At 51.8% G+C, this 11,241-nt stretch carries 12 protein-coding genes; 10 read left to right on the top strand and 2 right to left on the bottom strand.

Features of this window, described 5'->3' with window-relative positions; translation table 11 throughout:
* The first annotated feature begins 16 nt into the window (after nucleotides 1-16).
* Genes murA through hisD form a run of 3 tightly spaced genes read left to right on the top strand, consistent with a single transcriptional unit; the run spans nucleotide 17 to nucleotide 3,291 of the window.
* Nucleotides 17-1,279 (top strand): UDP-N-acetylglucosamine 1-carboxyvinyltransferase, encoded by a 1,263-nt coding sequence (murA, locus tag INT22_RS16720; protein WP_193061297.1) that lies wholly within the window; start codon nucleotides 17-19, stop codon nucleotides 1,277-1,279.
* A gap of 28 nt (nucleotides 1,280-1,307) precedes the next feature.
* The gene (hisG, locus tag INT22_RS16715) at nucleotides 1,308-1,961 is read left to right on the top strand and encodes an ATP phosphoribosyltransferase (RefSeq protein ID WP_038485475.1); all 654 of its coding nucleotides are present in this window, start codon (nucleotides 1,308-1,310) and stop codon (nucleotides 1,959-1,961) included.
* A gap of 13 nt (nucleotides 1,962-1,974) precedes the next feature.
* A complete protein-coding gene (gene hisD, locus INT22_RS16710) occupies nucleotides 1,975-3,291 on the top strand; it encodes a histidinol dehydrogenase (protein WP_193061298.1) in 1,317 nt (438 codons plus the stop codon).
* A gap of 53 nt (nucleotides 3,292-3,344) precedes the next feature.
* Here hisD and INT22_RS16705 read toward each other — a convergent pair whose 3' ends face one another.
* Nucleotides 3,345-4,589: a Do family serine endopeptidase gene (locus tag INT22_RS16705; protein WP_193061299.1), complete on the bottom strand. Its 1,245-nt coding sequence runs from the start codon at nucleotides 4,587-4,589 to the stop codon at nucleotides 3,345-3,347.
* 138 nt (nucleotides 4,590-4,727) lie between these two features.
* Between INT22_RS16705 and INT22_RS16700 the strand changes: the two genes are divergently transcribed.
* Nucleotides 4,728-5,489, top strand: coding sequence for a Nif3-like dinuclear metal center hexameric protein (locus INT22_RS16700; RefSeq protein ID WP_089037707.1), 762 nt, complete (start codon nucleotides 4,728-4,730; stop codon nucleotides 5,487-5,489).
* A 62-nt stretch (nucleotides 5,490-5,551) separates the two neighbouring features.
* Here the strand turns inward: INT22_RS16700 and INT22_RS16695 are convergent, their stop codons facing one another.
* The gene (locus tag INT22_RS16695) at nucleotides 5,552-5,998 is read right to left on the bottom strand and encodes a ZapG family protein (protein ID WP_193061300.1); all 447 of its coding nucleotides are present in this window, start codon (nucleotides 5,996-5,998) and stop codon (nucleotides 5,552-5,554) included.
* 232 nt (nucleotides 5,999-6,230) lie between these two features.
* On the opposite strand from INT22_RS16695, the gene zapE reads away from it, so the two are divergent.
* The 6 genes from zapE to INT22_RS16665 all read left to right on the top strand — a co-directional run.
* Nucleotides 6,231-7,412, top strand: coding sequence for a cell division protein ZapE (gene zapE, locus INT22_RS16690; RefSeq protein ID WP_193061301.1), 1,182 nt, complete (start codon nucleotides 6,231-6,233; stop codon nucleotides 7,410-7,412).
* Nucleotides 7,413-7,636: 224 nt separating this feature from the next.
* Nucleotides 7,637-8,065: a 50S ribosomal protein L13 gene (gene rplM / locus INT22_RS16685; protein ID WP_009721993.1), complete on the top strand. Its 429-nt coding sequence runs from the start codon at nucleotides 7,637-7,639 to the stop codon at nucleotides 8,063-8,065.
* A 13-nt stretch (nucleotides 8,066-8,078) separates the two neighbouring features.
* The gene (gene rpsI / locus INT22_RS16680; protein WP_038485457.1) at nucleotides 8,079-8,468 is read left to right on the top strand and encodes a 30S ribosomal protein S9; all 390 of its coding nucleotides are present in this window, start codon (nucleotides 8,079-8,081) and stop codon (nucleotides 8,466-8,468) included.
* A gap of 208 nt (nucleotides 8,469-8,676) precedes the next feature.
* Nucleotides 8,677-9,276, top strand: coding sequence for a ubiquinol-cytochrome c reductase iron-sulfur subunit (gene petA / locus INT22_RS16675; RefSeq protein ID WP_089037710.1), 600 nt, complete (start codon nucleotides 8,677-8,679; stop codon nucleotides 9,274-9,276).
* Complete coding sequence (locus INT22_RS16670; protein ID WP_089037711.1) at nucleotides 9,276-10,535, top strand: cytochrome b; 1,260 nt, start codon at nucleotides 9,276-9,278, stop codon at nucleotides 10,533-10,535. The genes petA and INT22_RS16670 overlap by 1 nt, the downstream gene beginning before the upstream one ends.
* Nucleotides 10,535-11,241: cytochrome c1 (locus INT22_RS16665; protein ID WP_193068608.1), on the top strand; the 707-nt coding region annotated here is incomplete at its 3' end. The genes INT22_RS16670 and INT22_RS16665, both read left to right, overlap by 1 nt.

The raw sequence follows: 11,241 nt of genomic DNA, 5'->3' as shown, positions 1-11,241 counted from the left end.
TAGTAGCGGCTTCTCTATGGATAAATTAATCATTACCGGCAATGGGTCGGTAGATGGCGAAGTGTGGGTGAGTGGCGCTAAGAATGCGGCGTTGCCAATTTTGTGTGCCAGCCTTTTGGCAGATGGTCCGGTCATTATTGGTAATTTGCCTCATTTGCAGGACATCACTACGACGCTGGAGCTGCTAGGGCGGATGGGCGTTGAGCCGGTGATGGGAGAGAAGCTCAGTATCCAGCTTGACGGCTCTCAGGTAACGCAGTGTCATGCTCCCTATGAACTCGTTAAGAAGATGCGCGCCTCCATTCTGGTGTTAGGCCCGTTGTTAGCACATTTCGGTAAGGCAGATGTTTCTCTTCCAGGCGGGTGCGCAATTGGTTCACGTCCGGTGGACTTGCATATTCGTGGTCTTGAGGCGATGGGCGCAGAGATCCGCGTTGAAGCGGGTTATATTCGTGCCCGAGTTGATGGACGCTTGAAAGGGGCGACTATCTTCTTTGATACAGTGACGGTAACGGGTACTGAAAATCTGTTGATGGCGGCAACGCTCGCTGATGGCACTACTATTCTTGAAAATGCTGCGCGCGAGCCGGAAATTGTCGATCTCGCCGAGTGTTTGATCAAGATGGGGGCTAATATTCGTGGGCATGGTACAGACACCATCGTGATCGAAGGTGTCGCATCTCTGCATGGCTGTGAGCACGATGTCATGCCTGATCGTATTGAAACGGGTACTTTCCTGGTGGCCGCTGCCATGACGGGTGGTCGCGTGAAAGTGAAGCGCACTCGTGCCGATATTTTAGAAGCGGTGCTTGCGAAGCTTGAAGAAGCCGGTGCTGAGATTACCAGTGGCGATGATTGGATCGCGTTGGATATGCATGGCAAGCGTCCAAAAGCGGTTAATATTCGCACTGCGCCCTATCCTGCATTTCCTACCGATATGCAGGCCCAGTTTGTGGCGATGAATGCTGTCGCCGAGGGGCATTCCCGGGTAGTGGAAACCATCTTTGAAAACCGCTTTATGCACGTACAAGAGCTAAACCGGATGGGGGCGAATATTGCCCTTGAAGGTAATACGGCACTGATTGAAGGCGTAGAAAAGCTTTCAGGTGCGCCGGTAATGGCTACTGACCTTCGTGCGTCAGCATCATTGGTGATCGCGGCAATGATGGCTGAAGGCGAAACGCTTGTAGATCGTATTTATCATATCGATCGTGGTTATGAGTGCATTGAGGAAAAATTACAGCTGCTGGGTGCGCGCATTCGCCGTATTCCTGGCTAAGCCATGTTATTAACCATTGGCCTAAATAATGAGTAAGCAACTGATTTTGGCCCTTTCAAAAGGGCGTATTCTGGACGAAACGCTGCCGCTGTTGGCGGATGCGGGGATTACCCCGGCAGAAGATTTGGGTAAAAGCCGTAAACTGCTGTTTGATACTAATTTGCCAGATGTAAAGTTGGTGATTATACGGGCAACCGATGTGCCGACCTATGTGCAGCTGGGTGCCGCAGATGTGGGCATTGCGGGTAAAGACGTTCTGCTTGAGCATGGGGCTGAAGGTCTATACGAGCCCCTAGATCTGGATATCGCTCGTTGCAAGCTGATGACTGCTGGTGTGACGGGGCAGTTGCCAGCTGAAGCGCGTCGTCGTGTAGCTACTAAGTTTGTAAACGTAGCGAGGCGTTACTATGCGGAGCAGGGTATTCAAGCCGAAGTGATCAAGCTCTATGGGGCGATGGAACTTGCTCCGCTGATGAATTTGGCCGATGAAATTGTTGATATCGTGGATACCGGCAATACGCTACGCGCCAATGGCATGGAGCCTCGTGAGCTCATTGCCCATATCAGTACCCGCCTGGTGGTTAATAAAGCCGCCATGACCATGAAGCATGATCGTATTAAGCCATTGTTAGCCCGCCTGGAAAGTGCGGTTAAAAAGCGTCAGACTCAGCCTATTGAATGACACGAGGTTTACCATGAGCGATAAGTCCACAGCCACCATTGCCCGTCTCTCGACTGTTGATGGGGCATTCCATCAGCATTTAGACGCGCTGCTGGATTGGGAAGGGGTGTCTGATAAGGCAGTACAGGCTCGTGTTGAAGAGATATTGGCAGATGTTAAACGGCGAGGTGACAGTGCGGTGGTTGAGGCGACCAATCGCTTTGACCGCCTGTCAGCCGAGAGTATGGAGCAGCTACGCCTATCTCCTGAGCAGCTGAAAAAGGCCTTTGACGGTCTGCCTGCTGAGCAGCGCAATGCGCTGTCAGCCGCTGCTGAGCGTATTAAGCGTTATCATGAGCGCCAGAAGCCAAGCTCGTGGCAGTACGAAGAGGCTGATGGAACGGTGCTGGGCCAAAAGGTTACCCCGCTGGACCGCGCAGGTATTTATGTGCCAGGCGGGAAAGCCGCTTATCCTTCATCGGTATTGATGAATGCTATCCCTGCCAATGTGGCTGGTGTGCGCGAGATTGTGATGGTTGTGCCGACTCCGGACGGTGTGCTGAATGATCTTGTGCTGGCAGCTGCGCATCTGGCGGGCGTCGATTATGTGTTCACGATTGGTGGCGCACAGGCGGTCGCGGCGCTTGCTTATGGCACTGAAAGCGTTCCGCGGGTAGATAAAATCGTAGGGCCTGGAAATATCTACGTAGCGACTGCTAAGCGCGCGGTATTTGGTCAAGTTGGTATTGATATGATTGCCGGTCCCTCTGAAATCATGGTGGTGTCTGACGGCCAAACAGACCCAGATTGGTTGGCAATGGACTTATTCTCTCAGGCTGAACACGATGAGGATGCCCAGGCGATTTTTGTTAGTTGGAAGGCTGATCACCTGGATGCCGTTGAGGCTTCAATTGAGCGATTATTGCCGACGCTGGAGCGGGAAGATATTGCCCGTGCTTCACTGCAACGTCGTGGTGCATTGATTCTCTGCCAAGATCAAGCCGAAGCCATTGAGTTGATCAATCGTATCGCACCGGAGCACCTTGAACTTTCTGTCGAGGCGCCTAGTGACTGGCTTGATGACGTGCGTCACGCTGGGGCTATCTTCATGGGGCGGCATACTTCGGAAGCTCTGGGTGACTATTGTGCAGGGCCGAATCATGTGCTGCCCACGTCTGGAACAGCCCGTTTTTCATCGCCACTGGGGGTTTATGATTTCCAGAAACGCTCCTCCATTATTCAGTGCTCGCCTAGTGGTGCGTCTGAGCTTGGTAAAATAGCCTCTGTACTTGCCCGGGGCGAATCGCTGACGGCCCATGCTCGTTCGGCGGAGTATCGTATTAACGATTGAGCATTGCCTGAGAAGGCGCCGTCTGAACAAGCACCGATAACCATCAGAGCGACTTACGAGTCGCTCTGATGCTCTCCTGACGTAGCATTAATGGGTACCGGCCGTTCACCTACTTCCAGTGTCATGTCCATACGCTCACCGCTTCGTACGATCGTCAGCGGTAGTTTTGTGCCGGGTGGAATGGAAGCAATCGCGCTCATTGTTACCCGAGCATCCAAAATCACTTGACCGTCAATAGACAGCAGAACATCGCCGGGCTGTAAGCCTGCTTTAGCGGCAGGTCCGTCTTTCACGACGCCAGCGACGATCACGCCTTGAGGGGTTCTTAACCCAAACGATGCGGCCAGCTCGCGGGAGAGTGCTTGTGCTTCTATGCCTAGCCAGCCGCGTATGACGCGACCGCGGGTAACCAGTTCATTCAAGATGCTGTGGGCAAGGTTGGCTGGAATCGCGAAACCAATCCCTTGTGATCCCCCTGACCGTGAGAAGATAGCCGTATTAATGCCCACTAAAGCGCCGTCAGGGTTGACTAATGCGCCCCCGGAATTGCCTGGATTTATCGCGGCGTCTGTTTGAATGAAGTCCTCGTAGGCATTTAAACCTAAGTGGCTGCGCCCCGTCGCGCTAATAATGCCCATGGTAACGGTTTGCCCAACACCGAAAGGATTGCCGATAGCGAGTGCTACATCACCCACGGCTACCTGTTCTGAGTCAGCAAGCTCGATTACCGGTAAGTCATCAAGGGTAATGCGTAAAACGGCAAGGTCGCTTTCTGGGTCAGTGCCAATTACCTCGGCAAGTGTTTCCCGACCATCGCGAAGTGCTACCTGTATTTGATCGGCGCCATTAATGACATGGTGATTGGTTAGCACGTAGCCGTCATGGCTGACAATAACGCCAGAGCCCAAGCTCGATAGCATTCGCTGATGCGTGGTTGCATCGTCGCCGCTGAAGAACTGCTGGAAAAAAGGATCGGACATCAATGGATGCTGATCGCGTTCAACAATGCGTGATGAATAGATGTTGACGACGGCTGGCGCCGCTTGATTAACGGCGTTGGAGTAGCTTGCAGGCCCTTGGTTGCGGTTGAGCGGCTCTGCTTGGCGAATCTCGGGGGCAGGTCGATTAGCTGCCGGCTCTCCGCTAGTAGGCACCAGCGAAGAGGGGGGTTCGACCGTTGCGGGTGGCGTTTGCCGAAACGGGTTGGGCAAATACTCTGGGAAAGCAAGTAGCACCAAGGCGGCGAGCAATAGCCCGGTGATAATTGGCCATATATAGGGCAGCACAGAGCGGTGCATGCGAAATTTCCTCAGCGGGTGATAGTCTAAATGGTCGCGAGGTTCGCGATAACGCGAAGCGAGATTTACAATAGTTCCATCGTAACACTTTATTGAGATGTTCCTCACGATAGCCTGTTAATCGGTTAAGGAGTCAGTGTGATCCATCGCGACCAACTAGTTGCTGCTTGCGACCATCAATTGCGCTCATCGCAATTTAAAGATTTTACCGTTAACGGCCTTCAGGTGGAGGGGCGTGACACTGTAACGCGGGTGATGTCAGGGGTGACGGCATGTCAGGCGTTATTGGAGGAGGCGGTCGCTTGGCGAGCGGACATGGTGTTAGTGCACCATGGTTATTTCTGGAAAAATGAACCGGTAGCCATTACCGGCATGAAGCAGAAGCGAATTAAAACGCTGCTGGATAACGAAATGAGCTTGCTGGCTTACCACTTGCCGTTAGATGCGCATGCCGCGTTTGGCAATAATGCCGAGCTGGCCAAGCGTCTGGGGTGGAAGGTCGAGGGATGCATTGATGGTGAGCTTGGTGAAGGACTGTTATGGTCCGGCCGATTAGCTGAGCCGCTAAGCGTTGCAGAACTGGGCAGTCAATTGGCTGCAGTGCTCCATCGAGCGCCTTTAGTGGTCGAGTCGCCTTTAGTTGGCTCTGTGGAGCGGATCGCATGGTGCACTGGAGGTGCTCAAGACATGATTACGGCGGCTTACGATGCAGGGGCGCAAGTTTTCGTGTCTGGGGAAATATCAGAGCGCACGACGCACTTGGCTAGAGAGATGGGTATTCATTACATTGCTGCTGGTCACCATGCTACTGAGCGTTTTGGTGTTCAGGCGCTGGGTGAGTGGTTGGCGAGTGAGTATGATGTAGAGCATCGATTTGTCGATATCGATAATCCCGCCTAGCGCTAATTTGTGCAAAGCATCCGCATCGGTTGGCTATGCGGATGCTTTGATCTTGTTAATTATTAATAACGCGGAGGTTGCGGGGCAGGCGCATCATGTTCTTTCAAGCTGCCTTTTAGGCCAAAGTCTTCGGATAACGTACCGCTTTTGCCATCTGCATAATCACGCGGAGTGTTAACATCACCTTCGTCCTCTGTGTTAGGCGCGAGTTTGTTTGTGGAAGGTGTGATGGCCGTTTCCAGTTTCCATTCAGCAGCTTCGCTGTCTATTTGCTGTTCTAGCCGATCAGTCTCCTGGCGAATATTAATGATGTGCTGCTGGATGCCAGTGAGGTGGCTTCCCATGCCTTTCTTAAGCTCGGCTATTTGATGTTCACGCTCAAGCAAAGCCTGCTTTAGTGTGGCGTGGTCACGTTGGCTTTTGCTGAACAGGCGATAACACGCCAAGCCGATAACAAATCCAATAACGAGACCGATAATCGCAAAAGTGAATGGCGAGCTTGCTTCCACAGTATTCTCCCTAGAGATGATGCACGCCACCAAGCGCATGGCGGGGTTTGGCAAATAGTTTAACAAACAGCTTAACAAAGCGTGACCATTATAGGCGCGTATCCGTCGGTTGGGTCAATCCGCTCATGCGCTCAGTTATTATGCAGCGTATAATATTGTTTTTTTATTTGGGCAGGCTGTGTTCTTACAACGTCACAGTTCCGTTCACGATGTGTGCTGTGGGAGCGAGTTGATGTCATCATTATCTGCACGTCAAGACAGCGAGCAGGCGAGCCGATTAACGCCTTTTGCGCGGTATCAGGAAGACTTAAAGCGTGACGATTTCCAGTACGACCCTGCTCAAGAGCAGGCGGTTAAGCATCTTCAGCGCCTTTATGATGAGCTGCTAGCCAGGCCCGCTAGTGCTCCTAAAGCCGTCGTTGCTAACAAAGGGTTAAAGGCAAAAGTTGCCGGGCTGCTGGGTAAAAAGGTCAGTGCCGGCGTGCCAGTGCTGCCTGACGTTAAGGGGCTCTACTTTTGGGGAGGTGTGGGGCGTGGGAAAACGTATCTAGTCGATACTTTCTACGAGGCGCTGCCGTTCCCTGAAAAAATGCGCACCCACTTTCATCGATTTATGCAGCGTGTCCACAATGAGTTGACTCACTATAAGGGCGAAAAGAACCCATTGACGCTGATTGCTGGCAAGTTCGCTGCTGAGGCACGCGTCATCTGCTTTGATGAGTTTTTTGTCAAAGATATTACCGATGCAATGATCTTGGCAAATTTGCTTGAGGCGCTGTTTGAGCGTGGCGTGGTGTTGGTGGCGACATCAAATATAGTGCCGGACGACCTTTACAAAGATGGGTTGCAGCGCGCACGGTTTGTTCCCGCCATTGAGCTAGTGAATCGTCACTGCGAGGTCGTCAACGTCGATTCTGGTGTTGACTACCGTTTGCGTGCCCTAGAGCGGGCTGAGATTTTTCATGCACCGCTTGATAAAGCGGCCGAGCAGGAGCTAAGCAGAAGTTTCAGAGAGATAGCCGGCCATGAGGGTGAGGAGGGGGCGCCTCTTGAGATTAATCATCGCATTTTAAAGACGCGCCGACTCCACGACGATGTGGCATGGTTTGAATTTGTCGAACTCTGTGATGGGCCGCGTAGCCAGAATGATTACATTGAGCTTGCCAGAGAATTTCATACAGTTTTGGTATCTAACGTCACTCAGATGAATGCAAAAACAGACGATCAGGCTCGCCGCTTTATTAATATGGTTGACGAGTTTTATGATCGCGGGGTTAAGCTGTTGATGTCGGCAGAGGTGCCAATTGAAGCGCTGTATCGCGATGGCAAGCTGACCTTTGAATTTCAGCGGACGCTGTCGCGTCTGCAGGAAATGCAGTCTAAAGAGTATTTAGCGCTACCTCATAAGCCTTAGTATCGGGTGCGCCGATAAATACGCTGCAAGCAAGAATAATATCAATAAGAGCGATATCAATAAAAAAGAGTGGCGGTACTTAACTTACGGTGATGCTTGCTGTAGAATGCCGCCTCGCTGCATGTTGCTGGTTTTTTCTGGCAACCAAAAAAAATAGGGATGGTGCTTCATCGCTTACGTAGCGGTGTAAGCTACCCAACACACTTAATCTGGTGATTTTATCCATGAAGACGTTCAGTGCTAAGCCGCAGTCCGTCCAGCGCGACTGGTACGTAGTCGACGCTACGGACAAAACGCTCGGTCGTCTGGCAACCGAGATTGCTCGCCGCCTGCGTGGCAAGCATAAGCCCGAATTTACTCCTCACGTTGATACTGGCGATTACATTGTTGTTATCAACGCTGAAAAAGTCCATGTAACCGGCAACAAGGCGAAGGCTAAAACCTACTACCGCCATACTGGTTACCCGGGCGGTCTGCGCTCTATGACATTCGACAAAATGCTTGATCATGCCCCTGAGCGCATTATTGAGTCTGCCGTTAAAGGTATGTTGCCGAAAGGTCCTTTGGGTCGCGCCATGTACTCAAAATTAAAAGTGTACGCCGGTGCCGAGCATCCGCATGCTGCCCAACAGCCGCTTGAACTGAACATCTGAGGAAATCTTCGCCATGACACAGCAGTATTACGGTACCGGGCGCCGCAAGACTTCCACCGCTCGCGTGTTTATGAAGCCGGGCTCTGGCAAAATTACTGTCAACGATAAAGATCTTGACCTGTATTTTGGTCGCGTAACTGGTCGTATGGTTGTTCGTCAGCCGCTTGAGTTGACTGAAACGCTGAATCAGTTTGACATATTCGTCACTGTTGCTGGCGGCGGCGGCTCCTCTCAAGCAGGTGCCATTCGTCACGGTATCACTCGCGCCCTGATGAACTACAATGAAGATCTGCGTCCAACGTTGCGCGCCGCTGGTTATGTAACCCGCGATGCCCGTCAAGTTGAGCGTAAGAAAGTCGGTCTGCGTAAAGCACGTCGTCGTCCGCAGTTCTCTAAGCGTTAATTTTACGCTATGCGGCAAAAGCGCCCAGGTCAAAGACCTGGGCGCTTTTTATTGGAATATCAAAAAATTATAACGCTTATACCACCATGGTCACGGGCGGTTGTTCTTGTGCAGAGCGCTTTGTTTTTTTAACATAGAGCGTATTTGATATTCGTCGTCGCAAGACGCCTTTGCGGCGGAACGGGTAAGCTGATGGGAGAAACCAGAAATGGCAGATAACGGCGTAAACAAAGGTCGGCGCCGTTTCCTTGTAGGCGCCACCTCCGTTGTGGGGGCGGTGGGCGCTGTCGGGGTTGCGGTCCCCTTTGTGGCTTCTTGGCAGCCTAGTGCCAGGGCAAGAGCGGCAGGTGCGCCTGTTCAAGCTGATATATCGAAGCTTGAGCCTGGGCAGCGTATGACCGTTGAGTGGCGCGGTCGGCCGATTTGGATTATTAATCGTACGCCTGAAATGATCGAGCGAACTGAAGCGTTAGGGAGCGACAGTTTAGCGGATCCTGATTCGGAAGTGCCGCAGCAGCCAGCGTATATCCAGGGTGGTTTGCGCTCTATCAAGCCGGAAATAGGCGTGTTGATTGGTATTTGCACGCACTTGGGTTGTTCGCCCCTGTTCCGACCTGAACCGAATGCCGAGGGGGTGGGTGTGGAGAATTGGCCGGGTGGTTTCTTCTGTCCATGTCATGGCTCTCGCTTTGACTTGGCCGGTCGCGTGTTCAATAACGTACCTGCGCCGATCAACCTTGAGGTTCCACCCTACCGCTTTGAGAGTGATGACATTATTGTCGTTGGCGAAGATGAGGAGGCTGCCTGATGGGTAATCCGAATAAAGCCAAGGCGGAAAAGGGCCTCATGCGTTGGGTAGATGATCGCTTCCCTGCCACTCAGATGTGGCAAGAGCATCTTTCCAAATATTACGCGCCTAAAAACTTTAACTTTTGGTATTTCTTTGGCTCATTAGCGCTGCTGGCGTTGGTTAACCAAATCTTGACCGGGGTTTGGTTAACCATGAGCTTTAACCCCTCTGCTGAAGGTGCATTCGATTCTGTCGAATACATTATGCGTGATGTGGAGTGGGGGTGGCTGATTCGCTATATGCACACCACCGGCGCTTCTGCCTTCTTTCTTGTCGTCTATCTGCATATGTTCCGTGGCCTCTTGTATGGTTCCTACAAAGCGCCTCGCGAATTAGTGTGGGTGTTTGGTATGACGATTTATCTGGTGCTAATGGCAGAAGCCTTTATGGGCTATTTGTTGCCATGGGGTCAGATGTCTTACTGGGGTGCTCAGGTTATTATTTCGTTGTTCTCAGCGATTCCTGGCATTGGCCCTGATCTGGCGCAGTGGGTGCGTGGTGACTTCCTGATTTCAGGCATTACCCTCAACCGTTTCTTTGCACTGCATGTGGTTGCTCTGCCAATCGTTATTTTAGCGCTCGTCGTGCTGCATATTATTGCGCTACACGAAGTGGGTTCAAATAACCCTGACGGTATTGATATTAAGCAGAAGAAAGATGAGGCAGGCGTGCCGTTGGATGGGATTCCCTTCCATCCTTACTACACGGTAAAAGACTTGGTGGGTATTGCGGTCTTCCTGTTTGTTTTCTGTGTAGTGGTGTTCTACTTCCCAGAAGGCGGCGGCTACTTTATTGAAAAGCCAAACTTTGATCAAGCTAACCCGCTACAAACGCCTGATCACATCGCGCCCGTTTGGTATATGACGCCTTTCTATGCCATTCTTCGCGCAATCACTTTCTCAGTGTTCGGCTTAGACGCTAAGTTCCTCGGTGTTATCTTTATGGGGGCTGCGATTGCAATATTGTTCGTTCTGCCCTGGCTGGATCGTAGTCCGGTGCGCTCAATGCGCTATAAAGGCTGGATGTCGAAAACCATGCTGACGCTGTTTGCTATCAGCTTTGTCATCCTTGGTGTTTTGGGTGTGTTGCCATCGACAGAGGGCAGGACGCTGCTAGCCCAGGCGTGCACCGTGATTTATTTCGCCTTCTTTGTCTTGATGCCGTTCTACACCAAGCTGGAGAAGACTAAACCCGTTCCGGAAAGGGTGACTGGCTAATGAAAAAGTATCTTTTGGGACTCCTTTTCGCGTTAGTGCCAGTAACTGCGATGGCTGCCGGTGGTGCGAGTGTCCCGCACTCGATGGAGCCTGATCTGCATGATCAAGCCTCGCTGCAAAATGGCATGAAGCTCTATGTTAACTACTGCATGGGCTGCCACTCACTTCAGTATCAGCGCTTTGCGCGTGCGGCTGACGATTTGGGGATGCCGCAGGATTTGGTTGAAGAAAATCTGATTTTCTCGTCAGATTTGGCCTACAACGACCAAATGCATAACGCCATGAACAGCGGTGATGCGGAGGGTTGGTTTGGTGCGCCGCCTCCGGATCTATCGCTCAAGACGCGTGTGCGTGGAACGGATTGGATCTACTCTTATCTGCTTAGCTTCTACAAAGATCCGAGCCGTCCCACTGGTGTTAACAACACGGTATTTGACCTGGTTGCGATGCCTAACGTGTTGGAGCCTCTACAAGGCGTACAAGAGCTGGTGTGTTCGGAAACGGATCATCCGGTGGCGGGGCAGTCACCCGATCCTTTGTCGGGTAAGTACCAGTCTTGTGATGTGCTGCAAGTGACCCAGCCAGGTTCCATGGAGCCTGCTGAGTTTGAGGAAGCAGTGTATGATCTTACTAACTTCCTAGCTTATGTGGGTGAGCCCTCCAAGCTTCAAGCTCAGGCGTTAGCACCTAAAGTGCTGATCTTCAT

The organism is Halomonas sp. 3D7M (assembly GCF_014897885.1).
Taxonomy (GTDB): domain Bacteria; phylum Pseudomonadota; class Gammaproteobacteria; order Pseudomonadales; family Halomonadaceae; genus Vreelandella.
This window is presented reverse-complemented; position numbering and strand designations above follow the sequence as displayed.

Bases quoted from the DNA above. Each gene is read 5' to 3' on its own strand.
- INT22_RS16705 (WP_193061299.1), bottom strand. From the start codon at position 4,589: ATGCACCGCTCTGTGCTGCCCTATATATGGCCAATTATCACCGGGCTA.
- rplM (WP_009721993.1), top strand. From the start codon at position 7,637: ATGAAGACGTTCAGTGCTAAGCCGCAGTCCGTCCAGCGCGACTGGTAC.
- zapE (WP_193061301.1), top strand. From the start codon at position 6,231: ATGTCATCATTATCTGCACGTCAAGACAGCGAGCAGGCGAGCCGATTA.
- rpsI (WP_038485457.1), top strand. From the start codon at position 8,079: ATGACACAGCAGTATTACGGTACCGGGCGCCGCAAGACTTCCACCGCT.
- hisG (WP_038485475.1), top strand. From the start codon at position 1,308: ATGAGTAAGCAACTGATTTTGGCCCTTTCAAAAGGGCGTATTCTGGAC.
- INT22_RS16670 (WP_089037711.1), top strand. From the start codon at position 9,276: ATGGGTAATCCGAATAAAGCCAAGGCGGAAAAGGGCCTCATGCGTTGG.
- petA (WP_089037710.1), top strand. From the start codon at position 8,677: ATGGCAGATAACGGCGTAAACAAAGGTCGGCGCCGTTTCCTTGTAGGC.
- murA (WP_193061297.1), top strand. From the start codon at position 17: ATGGATAAATTAATCATTACCGGCAATGGGTCGGTAGATGGCGAAGTG.
- hisD (WP_193061298.1), top strand. From the start codon at position 1,975: ATGAGCGATAAGTCCACAGCCACCATTGCCCGTCTCTCGACTGTTGAT.